This is a genomic window from Streptomyces sp. NPDC044571, from assembly GCF_040647115.1.
In the GTDB taxonomy this organism is placed as follows: Bacteria; Actinomycetota; Actinomycetes; order Streptomycetales; family Streptomycetaceae; genus Streptomyces.
This window is the reverse complement of record NZ_JBEZBN010000049.1, coordinates 12,480-31,886: the sequence shown is the minus strand read 5'-3', so window position 1 is coordinate 31,886 and position 19,407 is coordinate 12,480. Positions and strand designations below refer to the sequence as shown.

At 71.1% G+C, this 19,407-nt stretch carries 18 protein-coding genes; all 18 read right to left on the bottom strand.

Annotated features, from left to right (window positions below; all coding sequences use genetic code 11):
* Positions 1–5 precede the first annotated feature (5 nt).
* Positions 6–1,505: an ATP-binding protein gene (locus tag AB0B01_RS23855; protein ID WP_361722565.1), complete on the bottom strand. Its 1,500-nt coding sequence runs from the start codon at positions 1,503–1,505 to the stop codon at positions 6–8.
* Positions 1,502–2,761, bottom strand: coding sequence for an MFS transporter (locus tag AB0B01_RS23850; RefSeq protein WP_361722562.1), 1,260 nt, complete (start codon positions 2,759–2,761; stop codon positions 1,502–1,504). Before AB0B01_RS23850 ends, AB0B01_RS23855 begins: the two co-directional genes overlap by 4 nt.
* A gap of 34 nt (positions 2,762–2,795) precedes the next feature.
* Complete coding sequence (locus AB0B01_RS23845; protein WP_361722559.1) at positions 2,796–3,635, bottom strand: FAD binding domain-containing protein; 840 nt, start codon at positions 3,633–3,635, stop codon at positions 2,796–2,798.
* The gene (locus tag AB0B01_RS23840) at positions 3,632–6,037 is read right to left on the bottom strand and encodes a xanthine dehydrogenase family protein molybdopterin-binding subunit (RefSeq protein ID WP_361722556.1); all 2,406 of its coding nucleotides are present in this window, start codon (positions 6,035–6,037) and stop codon (positions 3,632–3,634) included. The genes AB0B01_RS23845 and AB0B01_RS23840 overlap by 4 nt, the downstream gene beginning before the upstream one ends.
* A gap of 3 nt (positions 6,038–6,040) precedes the next feature.
* Complete coding sequence (locus tag AB0B01_RS23835) at positions 6,041–6,607, bottom strand: (2Fe-2S)-binding protein (protein WP_361722553.1); 567 nt, start codon at positions 6,605–6,607, stop codon at positions 6,041–6,043.
* On the bottom strand, positions 6,592–7,296 hold the full coding sequence (locus AB0B01_RS23830) for an NAD(P)-binding domain-containing protein (RefSeq protein WP_361722550.1): 705 nt from the start codon (positions 7,294–7,296) through the stop codon (positions 6,592–6,594). The genes AB0B01_RS23835 and AB0B01_RS23830 overlap by 16 nt, the downstream gene beginning before the upstream one ends.
* Entirely contained in the window at positions 7,233–8,717 is a 1,485-nt protein-coding gene (locus AB0B01_RS23825) for an aldehyde dehydrogenase family protein (RefSeq protein WP_361722547.1), read from the bottom strand. The genes AB0B01_RS23830 and AB0B01_RS23825 overlap by 64 nt, the downstream gene beginning before the upstream one ends.
* Before the next feature lie 35 nt (positions 8,718–8,752).
* A complete protein-coding gene (locus AB0B01_RS23820) occupies positions 8,753–9,493 on the bottom strand; it encodes a type 1 glutamine amidotransferase domain-containing protein (protein WP_361722544.1) in 741 nt (246 codons plus the stop codon).
* A gap of 70 nt (positions 9,494–9,563) precedes the next feature.
* Entirely contained in the window at positions 9,564–10,307 is a 744-nt protein-coding gene (locus AB0B01_RS23815; protein ID WP_361722541.1) for a MinD/ParA family protein, read from the bottom strand.
* Positions 10,307–11,569 (bottom strand): PP2C family protein-serine/threonine phosphatase, encoded by a 1,263-nt coding sequence (locus AB0B01_RS23810; RefSeq protein ID WP_361722538.1) that lies wholly within the window; start codon positions 11,567–11,569, stop codon positions 10,307–10,309. Before AB0B01_RS23810 ends, AB0B01_RS23815 begins: the two co-directional genes overlap by 1 nt.
* Positions 11,551–12,027 (bottom strand): anti-sigma regulatory factor, encoded by a 477-nt coding sequence (locus AB0B01_RS23805; RefSeq protein ID WP_361722535.1) that lies wholly within the window; start codon positions 12,025–12,027, stop codon positions 11,551–11,553. The genes AB0B01_RS23810 and AB0B01_RS23805 overlap by 19 nt, the downstream gene beginning before the upstream one ends.
* A gap of 5 nt (positions 12,028–12,032) precedes the next feature.
* Positions 12,033–12,344, bottom strand: coding sequence for an STAS domain-containing protein (locus AB0B01_RS23800; protein WP_361722532.1), 312 nt, complete (start codon positions 12,342–12,344; stop codon positions 12,033–12,035).
* Positions 12,345–12,393: 49 nt separating this feature from the next.
* Positions 12,394–14,529, bottom strand: coding sequence for a glycogen debranching protein GlgX (gene glgX / locus AB0B01_RS23795; protein ID WP_361722529.1), 2,136 nt, complete (start codon positions 14,527–14,529; stop codon positions 12,394–12,396).
* Positions 14,526–14,897 (bottom strand): STAS domain-containing protein, encoded by a 372-nt coding sequence (locus AB0B01_RS23790; RefSeq protein ID WP_361722526.1) that lies wholly within the window; start codon positions 14,895–14,897, stop codon positions 14,526–14,528. The genes glgX and AB0B01_RS23790 overlap by 4 nt, the downstream gene beginning before the upstream one ends.
* A gap of 37 nt (positions 14,898–14,934) precedes the next feature.
* Positions 14,935–16,755, bottom strand: a complete 1,821-nt coding sequence (locus AB0B01_RS23785; RefSeq protein ID WP_361722523.1) for an AGE family epimerase/isomerase — start codon at positions 16,753–16,755, stop codon at positions 14,935–14,937.
* 3 nt (positions 16,756–16,758) lie between these two features.
* On the bottom strand, positions 16,759–17,190 hold the full coding sequence (locus AB0B01_RS23780; RefSeq protein WP_361722520.1) for a VOC family protein: 432 nt from the start codon (positions 17,188–17,190) through the stop codon (positions 16,759–16,761).
* Positions 17,190–17,801, bottom strand: a complete 612-nt coding sequence (locus AB0B01_RS23775; protein ID WP_361722517.1) for a DJ-1/PfpI family protein — start codon at positions 17,799–17,801, stop codon at positions 17,190–17,192. Before AB0B01_RS23775 ends, AB0B01_RS23780 begins: the two co-directional genes overlap by 1 nt.
* A complete protein-coding gene (locus AB0B01_RS23770; RefSeq protein WP_361722514.1) occupies positions 17,794–19,407 on the bottom strand; it encodes a GMC oxidoreductase in 1,614 nt (537 codons plus the stop codon). Before AB0B01_RS23770 ends, AB0B01_RS23775 begins: the two co-directional genes overlap by 8 nt.

The window sequence follows — 19,407 nt, the reverse complement described above, 5'->3', positions numbered from 1 at the left end:
CCCTCTCAACGGGTGGTGGTGGGTTGGGCGGGTGGTTCGGCGCAGGCGGCGGCCGCGGAGAGCGGCAGCCGCACCACCATCCGGGTCTCCCCGGGACGCGAGCGGGCCGTGATCGACCCGTGGTGGCGCTGGGTCACGATGCGGTAGCTGAGGTGCAGCCCGAGGCCCGTGCCCTTCCCGACGTCCTTGGTGGTGTAGAACGGTTCGAAGATCCGCGGCAGGGACTCCTCGGGGATGCCCCGGCCCGTGTCGGTGATCGCCACGACCAGGCAGGCCCCCTCGGCGCGGACCCGCAGGGTGAGCGTGCCGGCGCCCTCCATGGCCTCGGCGGCGTTGTCGACCAGGTTGGTCCACACCTGGTTCAACTCGCTCGGATAGCCCGTCAGTTCGGGCAGGCCGGGCTCGTACGCACGCACGATGGTGATGCCGGAGAGCTTGGCACGCAGCACGACCAGCGTGTTCTCCAGCCCGTCGGTCACCGGGAAGCGCTGTTCGGGGGCGCGGTCGAGATTGGCGTAATCCCGGGTGGCGGCGACCAGTTGGGAGATCCTGGGGCCGGCCGCGCGCAGCTCCGCCGCCAGCGAGCGGACCTCCAGCAGGGCCGCCAGGTGGTCCAGGGCGGCGGACAGGGCCGGTTCGCCGATCCCCTCCAGCCGCTCCAGCAGCCAGCCCAGCTCCAGCCCGAGGTCCGAGATCCCCGAGCCCAGCAGTCCGGGCCGTTCGGTGCCGGCCTCCTCGGCCCAGTCGGTGATCTCCTCCTCGGCGTCGGCCTGGGCCAGCGGGTCGGTGGTCGCCGGCGGCGGCAGCTTGTCCAGCTCCTCGCTCAGCCGGTCGAGTACGGAGCGCTCCGCGCCGGTCGCGGCGGCCCCCCAGGCGTGGGCGGTCCGGGTGAGCCGGTCCAGGGCGGGCGCCAGCTCCTGCGCCGCCCGGGCGACGGCCGCCGCAGGGTTGTTGAGCTCGTGGGCCAGTCCTGCCGCGAGGGTGCCGAGCGCCTCGACGGTGGCCCGCTTGCGGGCCTGGACCTCGGAGGACTTGATCCGCCAGGCCAGCACCGGGATCAGCACGGCCGCCACCCCCTGGCAGCGGGTGAGCATCTCGAAGAACACCGGCTTGGGATAGGCCACGACGGTGGTCGCCGGGCCGCTGGCCGCGGCGGTGGCCACGTAGGCCCCGTCCGTCAGCAGGGGCAGCTCGCCGGTGAACCGGTGCGCGGCGGAGGGCTTGCCGTCGTGGTCCTCGGCGGCCGCGCTCTCCTCCTCGGTGGAGTGCCGGGTGAGCACCTCCTCCCGCCCGTCCACGACCTTGGTGACCACCAGCCCGCCCGAGAGCAGGACGTGGAAGCCGGTGGCCTCCTCGCCGTCGCGGAAGAGGACCTCCCCGTCGGCGAGCACCCGGGGCTCGGAGACGGAGACCAGCCAGTCGAGCTGCTCCTCGGTGAGCCCGGCGAAGATCTCCAGACCGCGCAGCGCCGACCGCAGGTCGAGGCCCTCATCCCCGGCGTTCATGCCGTACTCCCTTCGGACCGGGTGCGGGCGGCCAGCCGCAGCGTGGCCAGCAGGGCCAGCGCGCACACGGCGGCGACGGCGGCCATGAAGCCGACCGAGGTGCGGTGCAGCCCGTGGATGTTGGTGAGCATTCCGGCGAGCACCGCCGGGACGCTCATGGCGAGGTACGCGAAGACGTAGACCGCGGCGGTCAGTTCGCCCCGGTGCGCCGGCTCGGCGAGCGCGCTCAGCGCCCGGAAGGAGCCGAGGAAGGCCGCGCCCCAGCCGCTGCCGAGGACGGCGGTGCCCGCCAGGAACACCGCGGCCGAGCCCAGGCCCAGGGCGAGCAGCACCAGCCCGAGCCCGGCCAGCAGCCCGCACAGCCCGAGGACGGCGGTGCGCAGCGCCTCGGTGCGGCCCAGCAGCAGCTGGGCGGCGGTGGCGGCGCCCGCCAGCAGGGCGACGGTGGCCCCGCCGACCAGGTAGTTGGTGCTCCGCAGCAGGGACAGGGCCAGGTGCGGTCCGAGCGAGAGGTAGAAGCCGCCGACGGACCAGACGGCCACGATGGTCAGGACGAGGACGGCGAACCGGCCGCGGACGGCGGTCGGCACGCTGATCCGGTGGACGGCGATCCGCATCCGCCGGCGGCCCCCCGAGGCACCGGCGGGAGCGCTCTCCGGCATCCGCACCACCCCCACCAGTGCGGCCGAGAAGGCCGCGACCAGCAGCAGGTAGCTGAGCACGGTCGGGGCGGGCCCGTACTGGACGAGCAGCCCGGCTCCGATCCCGCCCAGCCCGATCCCCACGGTGGGGCCCGCGCTGTTGACCTGGGCGCCCAGCGCGGGCCGGGAACGGGGTGCCAGTTCGAGCAGGGCGGCGCCCATCGCCCCGGTGGCGAGGCCCACCGCGAGCCCCTGCACGGCACGGGCGGCGAGCAACAGCCCGAGCCCCTCGGCCCCGGCAAAGAGCCCCATGGAGACGATCGCCAGGACCAGGCCGGCACCGAGTACGGGGCGCCGGCCCAGGGTGTCGGACAGGGAGCCGAACAGCAGGAGCCCGAGGAGCACGGTGACGGCGTACAGGGCGAAGACCACCGTGATCGTGCCGGAGGACAGGCCCCATCTCTGCTGGTAGAGCACGTAGAGGGCGGACGGTACGGAGGAGGAGAGCATCAGCAGGACGAGGACCGCCCCCACCACCCGGAAGCCGGAGCCTCTGGGCGCGGCGCCCGGCCGGGCGGCCGGGTGCGGCGGATTCCCCGTGGTCGTCCTGGACATGTCGGCCACTGCGTCAACTCCCCCTCGTGGGCGTTCAGGCGAGGACCTGGTCTGCCCTCTGCAGCGCGCGGGCGGTCAGCACCCCCGCGAGATGGCCGAGGTACTCGGCCGAGGTGCCGCGCCCCGGGACGAACAGCTCCCGGGGCTCGGCGCGGAAGGCCGCGAGCACGGCTTCCGTCGTGTACGGGCCCCCGCGCAGCCGGTCTTCGACGCCGCGCAGCCGCAGCGCGCGGGCGGTGGCCCCGGTGACCGCGATGCGCGGCCCGCCGGGGGTGATCCGTACGGCGGCTGCGCACACCGGGTAGCGGGTGGCCCGGTCGGCGGTCTTCTCGAAGGCGGCGGCCCGTCCCGCGGCCGGCACCAGCAGGGCGGTGATCACGGCCCGGGCGGGCACCCCGGTGGCGGCGAGGTCCTCGGCGGTGACGGTGGAGCGCCCGCCGGGAGCGGCCAGTTCGACCAGGCCGTCTGCGGCGATGGCCGCCACGGGCAGGTCGGTGGCGCGGCCCGCGGCGGCCAGGTTGCCGCCGGCGGTGCCGAGGTTGCGGACCTGGGGGTCGCCGTTGGCCCGGGCCGCCGCGGCCAGTTCCGGGGCCTCGGCCAGCACCAGCGGGTCGGCGGCGAGTTCGGCGAGAGTGGTGAGGGCGCCGATCCGGAGCCCGTCGGGGGTCCGCTCGATCCCCCGCAGCTCCTCCAGGTGGCGTACGTCGACCAGCAGCCGCGTCCCCTCCGCGTCGAGGACGGTCTCCCCGGTGCGCAGGCCGGGCAGCAGGCTCTGGCCGCCGGCGAGCACCCGGCCGCCGCGGGTGGCGGACAGCAGGGTCAGGGCCTCTTCGAGGGTGAAGGGCCGGGCGTAGTCGAAGTCGGTGAGGATCACTGGGCTTCTCCTCGCAGGCGGCGCCAGACCTTCTCGGGGGTGAGCGGCATGTCGATGTGCTGGACGCCCAGGTCGGAGAGGGCGTCGACGACCGCGTTGACGACGGCCGCGGCGGGCGGCACGGTGGCGATCTCGCCGGCTCCCTTGGCGCCCAGCGGGTTGTGCGGGCTGGGCGTGACGGTCTTGTCGAGCACGAAGAACGGCACGTCGGCGGCGCGCGGCAGGGCGTACCGGGTCAGGTCGCGGGTGACGAGCAGGCCCTGCTCGTCGTACTCGGCGGCCTCCAGCAGCGCCTGGCCGAGGCCGTGCACGATGCTGCCCTCGATCTGGCCGAGGACGATCTTCGGGTTGCCGATGTTCCCGGCGTCGTCGACGGCCGTGTAGGCCACCACCTCGGTCTCACCGGTGAGTTCGTCTATCTCGACGACGGCGACGTGGCTGCCGAAGGGGTAGTTGAAGTCCGGCGGGTCGAAGTGGGTGGTCTCGTCGAGGGCGGGCTCGATCTCGGGGGGCAGCCCCCAGCCGTACCACATGGCCATCGCCAGCTCGGCGAAGGTCTTGGCGTTCTCCTCGTTGCCCTCTTCGTGGATCTTTCCCCCCGCGTAGACGACCTTGTCCTCCGGGATGCCGAGGAAGACCGCGCCGGCCCTGACCAGCTTGTCCTTGATCTTGCGGGCGGTGAGGGCGACCGCGGGTGCGGCCATGCTGTAAGAGCGCGAGCCGTAGGTGCCCTGCCCGTACGGGGCCCTCTGCGTGTCGCCCTCCAGGACCTGCACCTTCGCCGGGTCGATGCCGAGCTCGTCGGCGGCGACCTGGGCGAAGACGGTCCCGTGGCTCTGGCCGGTGGAGGCGGAGCCGACGGTGACGGTGACCTCGCCGGTGGGGTGGACGCGGATGTTCGCGCTCTCCCAGGTGCCGCCGAGCATGCCCTCCTGGGACATCCGGGTGGAGGGGCCGACGCCGCAGATGGCGACGTAGGTGGCCAGGCCCACGCCGAGGCGCTTGCCGCGGGTGCGGGCCTCGGCCTTGCGGGCGGGCATGTCGGCGTAGCCGGACAGCTCCAGCGCCCGGTCGAAGTTCCGCTGGTAGTCCCCGGAGTCGTAGGTCCAGCCGAGGCCGTTGTCGTACGGGAACTTCTCTTTCGGCACCAGGTTCTTGCGCCGTACGGCCGCCGGGTCCATGCCGATCTCGGAGGCGTACCGGTCGACGAGGCGCTCCATCAGGAAGGCGGCCTCGGCGCGCCCGCTGCCGCGCTGGGCCCCCAGGGAGACGGTGTTGGTGAAGGCGGCGTAGACCTCGCAGAAGGCGGCGGGGATGTCGTACATGCCGGTGATGGAGCGTCCCATCAGGGCGGTGGCGACACCGGGGCCGATGGTGGAGGGGTAGGCGCCGAGGTTGGCGTAGCTGGTGGCGCGCACGGCGGTGATCCGGCCGTCGCGGGTGCCGGCGAGGGTGACGTGCTGGCGGTGGTCTCGGCCCTGGACGGTGGAGTTCATCAGGCCGGTGCGGGTGTCCACCCATTTGACGGGACGGCCGAGCGCCTTGGAGAGCAGCAGGACCAGGGCCATGTCGGGATAGAGGTAGCCCTTGGTGCCGAAGCTGCCGCCGACGGTCGGGGCGATGACGCGCAGTTTGTTGAAGGGGATGCCGAGGACCAGGGCGGAGAGCAGGAAGCGGTGGTTGTGCGGGCCCTGGGTGGAGGCGTAGAGCGTGTATTCGCCGGTCACGGCGTCGTAGTCGCCGACCGCGCCGCGCGGCTCGATGGGACTGTTGATGGTCCGCTGGTTGACGAGGTCCAGCTCCACCGTGACCTCGGCGTCGGCGATGGCCGCGTCGGTGCGGTCCTTGTCGCCGCAGGTCCAGTACGCGTTGAGGTTGCCGGGCACGGCCTCGTGCAGCTGGGGCGCGCCTTCGGCGAGGGCCTCGTCGGCCCGGGTGACCACGGGCAGCGGCTCGTACTCGACGGTGATGGCGGCCAGCGCGGCGGCGGCCTGGCGCGGGGTCTCGGCCACGACCACGGCGATCGGGTCGCCGACGTGGCGGACGGTGTCGCCGGTGAGGACCGGGCGAGCGCCGGGAAGTCCGTAGGGGTGCGGCGGGAAGTGGCTCTCGACACCGCCGGGTATCCAGATGCAGGGCAGCGGCATGACGTCGGTGAAGTCGGCGGCGGTGGCCACCTTCAGGACGCCGGGCAGCTGCTGCGCGGCCTTGGTCTCGATGGAGAGGATCTTCGCGTGGGCCACGGGGCTGCCGAGGATGGCCATGTGGGCGGTGCCCGGCAGGTCGATGTCGGCGACGTACTTCGCCTCGCCGCGCAGCAGCTGCGGGTCCTCGCGGCTGTCCAGCGGCTGCCCGAGCACCCCGGGTCCGGGGAGGGCGCTCTCCCCCGTCACTGCGGTCATGGCTCAGCCCTCCTGACCGGACGCGGCGGAGGCTGCGGACGCGGTGGACCCGGCGCTGACGGCGTCGGCCCCGGCGGCCTCGGCCCGGGCGGCGGAGCAGGCGCGCTGCACACCGCGGACCACGCTGTGGTAGCCGGTGCAGCGGCACAGGTTGCCGGTGAGCCATTCGCGGATCTCGGGTTCGGTGGGGGCCTCGCCGCCGGCGGCGTTCTTGATGAGCGCGGTCTCGACGAGCTCGCCGAGGGCCATCACCATGCCGGGGGTGCAGAAGCCGCACTGGGTGCCGTGCTCCTGGCGCAGGGCCTCCTGGAGTGCGGTGAGTTCACCGCCGGGGGTGGTGATGCCCTCGATGGTGGTCACTTCGGAGCCGGCGGCCGTCGCGGTGAGGACCAGGCAGCTCTTGACGGACCGGCCGTCGAGCCGGACGACGCAGGATCCGCACTGGCCGGTGTCGCAGCCGACCTTGGTGCCGGTCAGCCCGAGGCCGTCGCGGAGCCGTTCCACTAGCAGTTCGTTCGGCTGGGCCGAGAACTGCTCGGGTCTTCCGTTCACGTTCAGTGAGAGATCCATGCCAGCGCCTGCGCTTCCGTGAGCGGCCGGTTGAAGAGGGGCCCGCCGGGCTGCTGGAGAATTCCTCCGGAGTGCAGCGAGCCGGTGTCGACGGGCGCGAATCCCAGATCCGTGATGATTCCCGCGACGATTTCCTTCGCCTTTTCGTCGTCGCCCGCCGTGAAATGGGCCAGACGTTCGCCGCGTCCGGTGCCGGCAATGGCGAGGGTCTCGTAATGCATGGTGTTCAGGGATTTCACGACGCGGGCGCCGGGATACCACTCGGCGACCAGTTCGCTGGAACTCCGGCCGCCCAGATCGGCGGGGGTGCCGGCGCCGCTGAACGCGTTGGTCGCGTCCACCAGCACCGTGTCCCGTACCGCGTCCGCGGGGAGGAGCCCGCGGACGCTCGCGAAGGGCACCATCAGCACCAGGAGTTCGGCCTGGCCGGCGACCTCGGCGGGGTGCGCCGCCGAGGCCGCCGGGCCCAGCTCGGCCAGCAGCGGGCCGAGGGACTCGGGGCCGCGGGCGTTGGCCAATAAGACCTCGTGCTCCGCGGCCACCAGGATCCGTGCCAGGGTGGATCCGATCCGCCCGGTGCCGATGACGCCTGTCCGCATTGCCGCTCCTTCTCGGGTCGGGTGGGTCAGTCCATGCCGATCCAGACCGACTTGGTCTGGGTGTAGCTTTCGAGGGATTCCGGCCCGCATTCGCGGCCGTAGCCGGAGGCCTTGTAGCCGCCGTAGGGCACCGAGGGGTCGTACTGGTTGTAGCAGTTCACCCAGACCGTGCCGGCCTTGATCTGCGAGGCGACCCGGTGGGCCCGGCGCAGGTCCTTGGTGTGGACGCCGGCCGCCAGTCCGTACGCGCTGTCGTTGGCGATGCGGATGGCGTCCTCTTCGGTGTCGAAGGGGATGATCGACAGCACCGGGCCGAAGATCTCCTCCTGGGCGATGCGCATGCCGTTGTCGACCCCGGTGAAGACGGTCGGCAGGAAGTACAGGCCCTGACTGGAGGCACCCTCGGGGGTCCAGCCGGTGCCGCCGGTCCGCAGGACGGCGCCTTCCTTCTCGCCGATCTCGATGTACGAGCTGACCTTCTCGAACTGCCCGCGGTGGGCGAGCGGCCCGAAGAGGGTGGCCGGGTCCCTCGGGTCCCCCGGCTTGAGGGCGGCGGCCCGCCGGACCAGGCGCTCGACCAGCTCGTCGTGGACGGGGCGCTGCAGCAGCAGCCGGGAGCCGGCCGTGCAGATCTCGCCCTTGTTGTAGTAGATGCCGAAGAAGGCGAGTTCCTCGGCGGCGTCCAGGTCGGCGTCGGCGAAGACGATGTTGGCGGACTTGCCGCCCAGTTCCATCGTCACCTTCTTCAGGGTGCCGGCCGACTTGCGGATGATCGACTGGCCGACCGCGGTGGAGCCGGTGAAGGCGATCTTGTCGATGCCCGGGTGGTCGGTGAGGGTCTCGCCCAGTTCCACGCCCGGACCGGTGATCACGTTCAGCACCCCGTCGGGGATCTCCGCCTCCTGGAAGAGCTCGGCGATCTTCAATGCCGTGAGCGGGGTCGCCGGGGAGGGCTTGTGGACGACCGTGTTGCCCGCCGCGAGGGCCGGTGCGATCTTCGTCATCGACAGCAGCAGCGGGAAGTTGAACGGGGTGATGGCGCAGACCACGCCCAGCGGTTCGCGCAGGGTGTAGGCGAGCTGCCCGCCGGCCGGGGCCCGCGAGGAGCCGTCGACCCGGGTCACGGCGCCGGCGTAATAGTGCATGAGCTGCGCGGCCATGGGGGCGTCGACCGTGCTGGAGAAGGCGAACGGCTTGCCCATGTCCACCGTCTCCAGCAGGGCGATCTCCTCCAGGTCGCGCTCGATGAGCTCACCGACCCGGTTCAGCCTCAGCGCGCGTTCCTGGGCGGACAGTCTGCTCCAGGGACCTTCCTCGTACGCCGCGCGGGCCGCCGCCACGGCCGCGTCCGCGTCGGCCGCGGTGGCCTGGGCCACCGGCACGATCTCCTGTCCGTCCACGGGACTGATGTCCGGCTCGGTACGGCCGTCCTGGGCCGAGACCCATGTGCCGCCGATGAACAGCTTCCCGGGGTTGGCCAAGGGCTGGTCGCTGAGCGCGCGCTTGGTCATGGCTGCCTTCCGGTGTCGGTGTGCGGGGCGTGGTACTAGCCCTTCGCGAGCTGCCGTAAGAACGTCTCGGCGAGGGCCTTGGAGGAGTACGGGTTCTGGCCGGTGGTGAGCTTGCGGTCCACGACGACGTGCGAGTCCCAGATCGCCTCGGCCTTCTCGTAGCGGGCGCCGAGCCGGGTGAGCTCGGCCTCCAGGATCAGCGGGAGGCGGCCGGCCATGTTGGTGACCAGCTCCTCGCTGTGCGAGAAGGCCGTCATCCGGTAGCCCTCGAAGGGCCAGCGGCCCTCGCCGTCGCGCAGCGCGAGCAGCGCGGTGTGACCGTGGCAGACGGTGGCCAGCGGCTTGTCCTGGGCGAGGGCCCAGCGCAGGATCTGGGCGAGCTCGTCGGACTTGGGCAGGTCGCCGATCGCGCCGTGGCCGCCGCTGACGTAGATGCCGTCGTAGTCGGCGATGTCCTTCTCGTCCAGGGACTCCAAGGAGATCGGGTTCTTGAGCTGGGGGATGCTCTCGATGACTCTGACGTACTCGGCGGCGTTGGCGGCGTCCTCGTCCGGCGAGCCCTCGGGGCGGACCCACCGCAGGAATGCGGGGTCGATGCTGGTCCGGTCGACCGTCGGGGCCTCGCCGCCGATCGTCGCCACGTCCACGGTGTGGCCTGCTGCCGTGAAGAGGGTGTAGGGAACGACGAATTCCTCGGCCCAGAATCCCGAGGGGTGCTGTTCTCCGTCCAGCAGATGGAGCGTGGCCTTGGCCGTCATGACGACGAGAATCTTCATGACTGTTCTCCTTGTTCTTGAATCGCTGCCGATTCAACACGCCGCCCGCGAGGGGCGTAAGGGGGGAGCGTCAGGCGCGCGATACTTCGTCACGTGCGTCCAACGCCGTGATGATGGTGCGGAATTCACCGACCAGGGGGTGGTCGGGATGGGCTTCGGCGAATATGCGTTCACCGTAGAGGGCGGCCATTTCCGGCACATAGGGAAGTATTCCGGCCAGGGGGGCGCCGTAGACTTCCTGTGCGCGCCGGCGGGCCTGCGTGGGGTCGACGCCCTCGGGAGCCATGCTCATGACCAGAGCCCGCCGGCAGGCCAGCCGCCCGGCGAGGGCGATGGTCTCCTCGACCCCCGAGAGGTCGATCCGGTCCGCCCGCGCCAGGATCATCAGCACGTCGGCGCTCGCCATGGCGGTCACCGACTCGTTGTTCAGCCCGGCGTGGGTGTCGAGCAGCAGCACGTCCAGGGCGTAGTACTCGGCCAGCCGGTCGAAGCCCTCCGGCAGCAGCCCGACGTCGTATCCGCTGGTCATGATCTCGCGCAGGGCCGCCGTCCCGGTCCGGGCCGGCACCACGTACAGCCCCGGCGCGCCGACCTGCTGGGCCGCGGCCTCGATCTCGCAGCGCCCCAGCAGGTAGTCGGCCAGGGAGGGGCCCGGGCCGAGCCGGAACAGCAGGTCCAGGGTGGGCGACTGGATGTCGGTGTCGACCACCCCCACCCGGCGCCCCTCGCCCGCGATGAGCAGGGCCAGGTTCGCCAGTACCGAGGACTTTCCGGTGCCGCCGCGGTGCGAGTGCACCACGATGGTCCGGGCCATCAGGCCACCGCCGTACGGGCGGCCGCGGTCCGGTCTCCGTGCGGCCCCCGCGCCGCACGTGGCCGGTGCAGGGCCAGCATGGTGACGTCGTCGTGCTGTTCGGCTGTGCCGGTGTGCTCACGCACGGCCGTGTCCATCCGGTCGACCACCTCCCTGCCGCTCGCCGGGGGGCCGGCGAGCAGCTCCAGCATCCGTTCGTCACCGAGGAAGGTGCCGTTGGGACAGCGGGCCTCGGGCACTCCGTCGGTGAACACGAAGAGGGTGTCTCCAGGGTTCAGCTGTGCGTAGCCGAGCGTGTACACGCAGTCGGGCAGCACCCCGACGGCCGGCCCGGTCACGTCCAGCGGAACCGGTTCGCCGCCGTCGGCCCGCAGCAGCAGCGGCGGATTGTGGCCGCCGTTGATGTACACGAGGCTTCCGGTCTGCGGGTCCAGCACCCCGAAGAACAGGGTGGCGAAGTACCCCTGCCTCAGGTGGTTGCGGGTGAGGTACCCGTTGGTGGCGGTGACCGCATTGAGCAGCGGTGTGGCGCCGACGACGGGAACCCGCCGGCTGCCCGCCCGGCCGACGGCCACCAGGTGCTGCAGTCCGCTGTTCTCGGCGGTATGCCGCAGCAGCGAGCGGATCAGCGCCATGAACAGCGCGGCGCCGACCCCCTTGTCGCAGACGTCGGCGACGACGAAGGCGAGCCGGCGGCCGCGGGAGATCTCGAAGACGTCGTAGAAGTCCCCGGCGACCTGCCGGGCGGGCCGGAAGCGGACGTCGATCTCCCAGCCCTCGGGGACCGGCATCGATTCGGGCAGGAACCCGGCCTGGATCTCCCGGCCGATCTCCAACTCCTTTTCGTATCCCATCAGTTCGGCGCGGGCGTCGGCTTCGCGCAGGGTACGTCCGAGTCCGGCCCGCTCCGAGCAGCTGTGCAGCCGGGCCCCGACCAGGGCGGGCAGGAAGGGCGGGACGAGGTAGTCGTGGCCGAGGCGCACGTGCTCCTCCAGGGCCGCGAACCCGGTCGCCGTCCAGACGACCACGATGGGAGCCCCGGCCCAGCGGCGCAGCCGGCGTACGGCCAGCCGTACCGATTCCCCGTCGGACTCGGCGGGCGCGAGCAGCACGTCCGCGACGGGCAGCCCGTCCATCGGGCCGGCCAGCAGCTCCGGCAGGGTGCGGGCGACGAGTTCTGCGTCCATCGTCCGCAGGGCGTCGAGCAGTTCGAGCGGGGGCGGCGGGTACTCGTCGAGGATGATCACGGTCGTGGAGGGCATGGGTCCGTCCCCTCAGCCTTCACAGTCAGCATGCTGATGTTGCGGCCGTCCCTGCGTACGTAGCTGAATTCGTCCACGCTGGTCAGCGCCAGGTGGATGCCGAGTCCGCCGATCCGGCGCCGCTCGGGGGGAACCCCGGGGGCGGGCGGCAGGCAGCCCTCGACCGGGTCGAAGGCGGGTGCGGTGTCCACCAGGGCGATCTGCACCCGGCCCGGACCGGAGCGGCCGCGGACGGTGATCCGCCCGTCGCCGCCCCGGTACCCGTGCATCACGATGTTGGTGGCCAGTTCGTCCACGGCCAGCCGGATCCGGTACGCGGCCCGCTTGTCCAGGTCCGCCCGGCCGGCCAGCCGCAGGACGAACGCGGCGATCGCGCCCAGGGCCCCCATCGTCGCGGGCACCTCCAGCTCCGCGGGCGTCCTCGCCAGTTCGACCGTGTCACGCACGGAGTCGGCCATCGCCCTTACTCGTCCGAGAGCACGATGCTGCGGTCCAGCCCGGCCGTCCGGATGGTCCGGGAGACGGGCTCGATCGCGCCGACCACCTTGATGGTGACGTGGTCGGCGATCTTCTGCTGGGCGAAGACCAGGGACCGCAGCCCGGCACTGGCCATGTAGCCGACACCGGCCATCCTGATCTCGACGGTGGTGGTGCCGTGGCCGGCTGCCTTCTCGATGGTCTGGTGGAATTCCGGCGCGGTGTTGGCGTCCAGCTCGCCCGCCAGCTCGATCACGGTGGTGTCGCCCTCGATGCTCAGGGACACGGAAAGCGGCATGTCAGGTCTCCTTCGGCCGTACGGTTCGGTCGCTCATGGCGCGGACGGGCTACAGCTCGGGTGCGGGCGTACGGCCGACGAGGATCACGACCGATCGCGGACCGATCAGGTACTTGCCGGCGTTCTCCAGCTCGGCCTCGCCGCCCGGGGTCCGGATGTCGTACGGGGCCTCGGCCCCGGTGTCCGCGAACAGGTGCCAGCTGCGCCCGTGGGGCAGAGCGGGCAGCTCCAGGTCGTGCGCCTCCCAGTGCGCGTTCATGGCCACGTACACGACGTCGTCGTCCCCGGTGCCGCAGCGGGCCACCGCCAGCAGCCGGCTCTCGTCCGACCAGTCGGGCTGCCAGGCCCGCTCCCCGTGCCAGCTGATGTCGGGCAGCCCGAGGGTGTCCCGCATCTGCCCGGTGGGGTGGGAGGTGGAGCGCAGTTCGCGGTGGTGGCCGCGGAAGGCGATCATCTCCCGGGTGAACCGGAGCAGTTCGGCGTTCTGGTCGACCTGGTCCCAGTCGAACCAGGAGAGCTCGTTGTCCTGGCAGTACGTGTTGTTGTTGCCCTGCTGGGTGCGTGCGACCTCGTCCCCGGCCAACAGCATCGGGATGCCCTGGCTGGTGAAGAGGATGGCCAGGGCGTTCTTCATCTGGCGCAGCCGCAGCGCGTTGACCTCGGGATCGTCGGTCGGCCCTTCCGCCCCGCAGTTCCAGCTGTTGTTGTCGTTCGCCCCGTCGTTGTTGCCCTCCCCGTTGGCCTCGTTGTGCTTGTCGTTGTACGAGACGAGGTCGGCCAGGGTGAAGCCGTCGTGGGCGGTCAGGAAGTTGACCGAGGCGGAGGTGCCGCGGGTGGAGTACAGGTCCGGCGAGCCGGCGAGCCGGGTGGCGAGCTCCCCGGTCACCCCGGCGTCGCCCTTGAGGAAGCGGCGCACGGTGTCGCGGTACTTGCCGTTCCACTCGGCCCAGCGGCCGTACGCCGGGAAGTTGCCGACCTCGTAGAGGCCGCCCGCGTCCCAGGCCTCGGCGATGAGCTTGGTGTGCCGCAGGACGGGGTCGTAGGCGAGCATCTCCAGCAGCGGCGGGTTGGGCAGCGGAGTGCCGTCCGGGGAGCGGCCGAGGATGGCCGCGAGGTCGAAGCGGAAGCCGTCGATGTGGTAGTCGGCGACCCAGTGGCGCAGGCAGTCGAGCACGTAGTTGCGCACGACGGGGTGGTTGCAGTTGACCGTGTTGCCCGTGCCGCTGAAGTTGAAGTAGTACCCCTCCGGCGTGAGCATGTAGTAGGTGGCGTTGTCGAGCCCCTTGAAGGAGATCGTCGGGCCCTGCTCGTTGCCCTCGGCGGTGTGGTTGAAGACGACGTCGAGGATGACCTCGATGCCGGCCGCGTGCAGGTCCTTGATCAGGGTGCGGAACTCGTCGCCCTGCATCCCGTAGCGTCCGGTGGCCGCGTAGCCGGCCTTGGGCGCGAAGAACGAGACGGTGTTGTAGCCCCAGTAGTCGAAGAGCCGCTCACCCGTCTCCGGGTCGGTGCGCGGGTTGTCGCTTTCGTCGAACTCGAACACCGGGAGCAGCTCGATGCAGTTGATCCCGAGTTCCTTCAGGTACGGGATCTTCTCCCGCAGCCCCGCGAAGGTCCCGGGGGCGGTGACGCCCGAGGAGGGGTGCCGGGTGAAGCCGCGCACGTGGGTCTCGTACACGACGAGGTCCTCGGCGGGCAGCCGCAGCGGTGTGTCGTCGCCCCAGTCGAAGTCCTGGAGGCAGACCCGCGAGCGGTACTGGTAGCCGCGGCTGCGGTCCGGCTCCACACCCCACACGTCGCGGCCGGAGATCAGCCGGGCGTACGGGTCGGAGAGGACCTGGCGGGCGTCGAAGCGGTGTCCGGTGACCGGGTCGTAGGGGCCGTCGGCCCGGTACCCGTACTCGATGTTCTCGTGGTCGAGTCCGAAGACCGTCATGGCGAAGACGCTGCCGGTGCGGAACTCCTCGGGGAACTCCAGCTCGGCCATCGGCTCGGGCTCTCCGCGCTTGTAGATGACCAGGGTCATGGAGGTCGCCTGGTCGGAGTACACGGAGAAACTGACCCCGCCGGGGACCACGTTGGCCCCGAAGGGGAACGGCTTGCCCGCGCGGACGCGGTACCCGCCCACCTCGTGGGTCGGGTACGCGTCGACGCGCAGGACCTGCTCGGACTGCGTGTCGGTCATCGCGCGACCGCGCTCTTGACGGCGGTCTTCGCGGAGGCGGCCCTGGCCGCGGCCGCGGCGGCCTCGCCGGTCTCGAAGAAGTCGAGGAAGCCGGTGGCCGACATGACGAACCGGACTTCCTCGCTCACTCCGTACAGGGTGACGGCCACACCGGCGTGCTGGGCCTCGCGGTAGACCACGAGCAGGGTGCGCAGGCCCGCGCTGGACACGTAGGTGACGGCCGTGAGGTCGATCCGCAGCGGCCGGCCCTCCCGGACCAGCGGCAGCAGGGTCTGCAGCAGCGATCCGGAGGTCTCGCTGTTGATCTCACCGGTGGCGACGAGCACGGTGCCCGCCTTGTTCCGGCGTTCCTTGAGGTTGAGAGTCATGATGTTCCCCTCTATCTGGGGCGCCCCCCGTTGGGCACTACTTGGTCACCGGCCGCAGCCGGACCTTGACCTTGACGCGGCCCTGGACGTCGGGCAGCTTGACGGTCAGAGCGTCGGCGTCGAAGTCCCGGTACGGCTTCTCGTCGATCTCGACGGACGCGATCTGCACCGATCCCGCAGGGAGCAGGTCGGGCGAGACGCGCAGGATGCGGTCGGGCAGGCCCGTCGGCTCCGGCTTGAAGTGGAAGTCCATCTCCCGGCCGTTGACGAGCAGGTTGTTGTACACGGCGGAGAGGTAGCAGAGCTCCGCCGAGTGGTACATGGACATCGAGTGGCTGCCTTTGAGCCGCTCGGTGCCGAGCAGGTACGGCGTACCGCTCGCGAGCACGTTGAAGTAGACGGCTCCCTCGTCGTGGTCGAGGAAGAAGGTGTTGTAGAAGGCCTGCGCCTGCCGGGCCTCGCGCAGGAAGTCCTCGCCGCCGACCGTGCCGTTCAGGATCAGGTAGGCGAGGATCGCCTGCTCCTGCTGCCACCAGGCCTTGCGGTCGTGCCAGGCGAAACGATACGTCTCCTGGTCGCCCTGCTTGATCCGCTCGACGACGTCGTACCAGCCGCCGCGCTGCCGGTCGCTGCCGACCGCCGGCATGATCTCGCCGATCTTGCGGGCGAGCTCCTCGTAGGCCGGCTTGGGCTTCAGCGAGTTCATCCGCATGAGATTCCAGGCGATCTTCAGGTTGTGCCCGACCACCGCGCGGTTCTGCTGCCAGCTGTGCGCGGTGTCGTGCGACCAGTCGCGGAAGAAGCGCTCCTGGACGAACGGGCTGTTCTTGTAGTCCGGGAACTTGTCCGCGATGGTGTCGAAGGTGTACTCCAGGAAATCGGCGTACTTCTGCTCGCCGGTCGCCAGGTACAGGTTGATCAGGTACGCGGGCGCGTGGTCGCCGACCGAGTTCCAGTTCTTGCGCTCGGCGTTCTCGCCGAGGGACTCGTGGTCCGGGCTGAAGAGGATCGGGTCGATGTGCGAGTAGTAGCCGCCCTGCTCTCGGTCCAGGAAGAACTTGTCGAACAGCCGGATCGTGGCGTCCGCGTCGTTCTTGATCCGGACGTCACCGGTGACCCGGTACGTCTGGATCGGGCCGGCCAGCGCGTAGATCTGCTCGTACATCGGGATCGCGTCGTAGTCGTCGGAGAACTCCGAGGTGAAGAGCTTCCGCTCGCTGTCCCCGTCGACGCTGATGCCGTGGTACCAGAAGACCACGTCCTCCTCGCTGTCGACGACCCGCATGTGCTTGCGCAGGTACTCGGTGCCGCGCTCGGCGACCTCCAGGTACTCGTCCTTGCCGGTCAGCAGGTAGGCCGAGGCCATGCCGTAGACCAGGCGGGAGATCGTGTCGGTCTCCTGGACGTGGCTGGCGGTCTTGTCGCCGCCGAGGCGGATCTCGGTGCGGTACTCGGTGAAGTCCACCGGGCCGTCGCCGAACTGCGCCCGCTTGTAGAAGTCGGCCAGCGACTCGATCTGCTTGACCCACCAGCTGGGCTCCTCGAACCGGTAGTCCTCGGCTCCGCGGCCCAGGAACACCAGGCGCTTGGCGTCGAAGCGCCCGCCGTGCTCCGGGTAGTGGATGCCGTAGGCGAAGAGGAACCGGCCGGGCGAGAGCATCTCGTCGATGTGCCCGGAGGCGTCGATGTAGGGCTCGTCCAGGTTCCGGACCAGCTCGGCGCTCGGGTCCCCGGCCAGCGAGACGTCGAACTCGCGGCCGTCCGAGGTCTTCAGCCGCAGCAGGCGGGACTGGGAGTCGAAGCGGCCGACGTAGCCCGCGATCGTGTCGGAGAAGGAGAAACCCACGGCGTCAGCCATGTTTCACACACCGTCCTTGTCGTGAGAGCTGTCGTCCTCGAATCCCTGGCTGACTTCGACGATGACGCCGTCGGGGTCGCGGACCCACACGGTCCGCCAGCCGCAGATGAAGTCGTCGAAGTCCAGTGGTCCGAGGGTCACTTCGGCCGCGTCGCCCAGCTCGGCCAGGAACGCGTCGACGTTGTCCGTCTGAAAGGCCAGGTGGCGCATCCGGCCCGGGGCCTGCGGGCCGTCCTCGTGCGCCGGCCGGGCCGGTTCGGTGCCGGCCGCGAAGAGCTCCAGGTACGCGTCCCCCTTGCGCAGGAACACGATCTGCGCCTCGCCGAGGTCGACGACCCGGGCCCGGGTGAAGCCGAAGTACCGGGTGTAGAACTCCTCGGTGGTCTTCTGGTCCGTGCAGTTCAGGCCCACGTGCGACCACACCATCCGGCCCATCAGCCGGCCCCCCGGCCCCGCCCCGCCGCAATCAGCTCGATGATCCGGCGGGCGAAGAGGTGGTGGTGGGCGCCGGTGCGGCCGGTGACCAGGTCACCGTCGACCACCACGTCCTCGTCGACGTACTCGGCGCCCATGTTGCGGATGTCACCGATGAGGTTGTTGTGGCACACCACCTTGCGGCCGCGCACCTTGTCGGGGATCGAGGCCGCCAGCCACATGCCGTGGCAGATGATCCCCTTCAGGACCGTCGGCTCCTCGAACGCCCGGCGCAGCAGCTCGGTCGCGGGCGCCGGCACGTCCACGTCCTCGGTGTAGCGCAGCCGGTCGGCCACCATGCCCGAGGGCACGATGACCGCCGCGTACCGGCGCAGCTGCTCGTCGCTCAGCCCCTCCAGGGACCGGCTCGCGGTGAACGGCGCCCGGTACTCGTGCCCGGAGAAGGTGAGGGAGTCGTTGCCCCACAGCCGGGTCAGGAAGTCGACCTCGGCGCCCTCCTCGGCGAACCGGTGCTGGTAGTAGAAGATCTCCGGCTCGTAGAAGTCGCTCTCGACCAGGACCGCGATCCGGGTCCCGGTGAGGGCGCCCTCGCGCAGGACGGCGTCAGGCACGGGATGCTCCCTTCAGGAAGTCCGCCGCGCGCTCGGCGATCATCGCGATGGCGGTGTGGCAGTTGCCCGACGGGACGGCGGGCATCACGCCGGCGTCGACGACGCGCAGGTTGCGCACCTCGTGCACCCGCAGCTCGGGGTCGACGACGGAGAGGTCGTCGATGCCCATGCGGCAGGAGCCGGCCTGGTGGTGGTAGCTCTCGGACTTCTGTTTCACGAAGGCCCGCAGGTCCTCGTCGCTGCCGAAGCCGGGGCCGGGCTGCAGCTCCTGCTTGTACCAGGGCGAGAACGCCGAGGTCGCGAAGATCTCCCGGGCCAGCTTCACGCCCTGCACCATCCGCTCCAGGTCCCACCGGTCGCCCAGGTAGTTCGGGTGGATCAGCGGGTGGGCCAGCGGATCGGCGCTCGCGAGCCTGATCCAGCCGCGCGAGACGGGCCGGACCACACCGGGCAGGATGCTGACCGTGTTCGGGTGGTCCTGGCCGACGATCACGTCGAAGGGCACGTGCACGAAGGCGATCTGCAGGTCGGGTGCCGGCAGACCCGGCCGCGACGAGAGGAACAGGGCGCTCTCCGACAGGTTCTGTGCCGGCGGCGGCAGCTCCTGGGTGACCTCGGCCATCAGCCCGGTCAGGACGTGGTTGTGGAAGTTCTCGCCGACTCCGGGCAGGGCCGCGGTGACCTCGATGCCGTGCTCGCGCAGCCGGGCCGGGTCGCCGATGCCGGAGAGCAGCAGCAGCTTCGGGGACTCGATCGCCCCGGCCGCCACGATCACCTCGCGGCGGGCCCGTACGGTGTGCAGGCCGGGCTCGGCGGCGATGTCGCGGGCGGTACGGCTGTCCCGGACGGTCCGGCCGGGGACGGCCGCGGGCGGTGCGAGCTGTGCGTACTCGACACCCGTGCAGGTGTCGCCGTCGAACAGCAGCCGGGTGCTCTGCGCGCTGGTGCGCAGGGTGAGGTTGGGTCGGCCGAGGGCCGGTTCCAGGTACGCGGCCAGGACGCCCTGACGGCGGCCGTCGGCCACGTCGATGTGGTGCCAGCCGGTGCCGAACAGGCCCCGCCGCGGCCCGTCGGTGTTGAAGTCCGCGATCTCCTGGTGGCCGAGTTCCACGGCCGCGTCGATGAAGGCGCGGGAGACCGGGTTCGGGCCGTGCAGGCCCGCGTTGGTGATCCGCTGCGGGCCCCGGGTGCCGGTGGTCGCGGCGGTGGCGTCCTCCTGGCCCTCCAGCAGGGCGAAGTACGGGAGCACGTCCTCGTACGCCCAGCCGGCCGCGCCCTGGTAGGCCCAGTTGTCGAAGTCCGAGGCGTGGCCCCGGATGTGCATCATGATGTACAGGTTGCTGCTGCCGCCGGGGGCCTTGCCGCGCGGCTCGTACGTCCGTCGGCCGTCGAGCCCGGGTTGGGGGACGCTGGTGTAGCCCCAGTCGACGGGGCCGCCGAGCAGTTTGTACCAGGAGGACGGGTCGTCCACCTCGGGCGGGATGCGGTTGCCGCCCGCCTCCAGGACCAGGACGGAGACGTCCGGGTCCTCGGAGAGGCGGCTCGCGAGGACGCTGCCCGCGGTGCCGGAACCCACGACGACGTAGTCGTACTCCTCTACAGCCAT

Coding starts and splice junctions, on each gene's coding strand:
- AB0B01_RS23855 (WP_361722565.1), bottom strand. CDS start 1,505: ATGAACGCCGGGGATGAGGGCCTCGACCTGCGGTCGGCGCTGCGCGGT.
- AB0B01_RS23850 (WP_361722562.1), bottom strand. CDS start 2,761: ATGTCCAGGACGACCACGGGGAATCCGCCGCACCCGGCCGCCCGGCCG.
- AB0B01_RS23840 (WP_361722556.1), bottom strand. CDS start 6,037: ATGACCGCAGTGACGGGGGAGAGCGCCCTCCCCGGACCCGGGGTGCTC.
- AB0B01_RS23835 (WP_361722553.1), bottom strand. CDS start 6,607: ATGGATCTCTCACTGAACGTGAACGGAAGACCCGAGCAGTTCTCGGCC.
- AB0B01_RS23830 (WP_361722550.1), bottom strand. CDS start 7,296: ATGCGGGCCGGAATCCCTCGAAAGCTACACCCAGACCAAGTCGGTCTG.
- AB0B01_RS23825 (WP_361722547.1), bottom strand. CDS start 8,717: ATGACCAAGCGCGCGCTCAGCGACCAGCCCTTGGCCAACCCCGGGAAG.
- AB0B01_RS23820 (WP_361722544.1), bottom strand. CDS start 9,493: ATGAAGATTCTCGTCGTCATGACGGCCAAGGCCACGCTCCATCTGCTG.
- AB0B01_RS23815 (WP_361722541.1), bottom strand. CDS start 10,307: ATGGCCCGGACCATCGTGGTGCACTCGCACCGCGGCGGCACCGGAAAG.
- AB0B01_RS23810 (WP_361722538.1), bottom strand. CDS start 11,569: ATGCCCTCCACGACCGTGATCATCCTCGACGAGTACCCGCCGCCCCCG.
- AB0B01_RS23805 (WP_361722535.1), bottom strand. CDS start 12,027: ATGGCCGACTCCGTGCGTGACACGGTCGAACTGGCGAGGACGCCCGCG.
- AB0B01_RS23800 (WP_361722532.1), bottom strand. CDS start 12,344: ATGCCGCTTTCCGTGTCCCTGAGCATCGAGGGCGACACCACCGTGATC.
- glgX (WP_361722529.1), bottom strand. CDS start 14,529: ATGACCGACACGCAGTCCGAGCAGGTCCTGCGCGTCGACGCGTACCCG.
- AB0B01_RS23790 (WP_361722526.1), bottom strand. CDS start 14,897: ATGACTCTCAACCTCAAGGAACGCCGGAACAAGGCGGGCACCGTGCTC.
- AB0B01_RS23785 (WP_361722523.1), bottom strand. CDS start 16,755: ATGGCTGACGCCGTGGGTTTCTCCTTCTCCGACACGATCGCGGGCTAC.
- AB0B01_RS23780 (WP_361722520.1), bottom strand. CDS start 17,190: ATGGGCCGGATGGTGTGGTCGCACGTGGGCCTGAACTGCACGGACCAG.
- AB0B01_RS23770 (WP_361722514.1), bottom strand. CDS start 19,407: ATGGCTGTAGAGGAGTACGACTACGTCGTCGTGGGTTCCGGCACCGCG.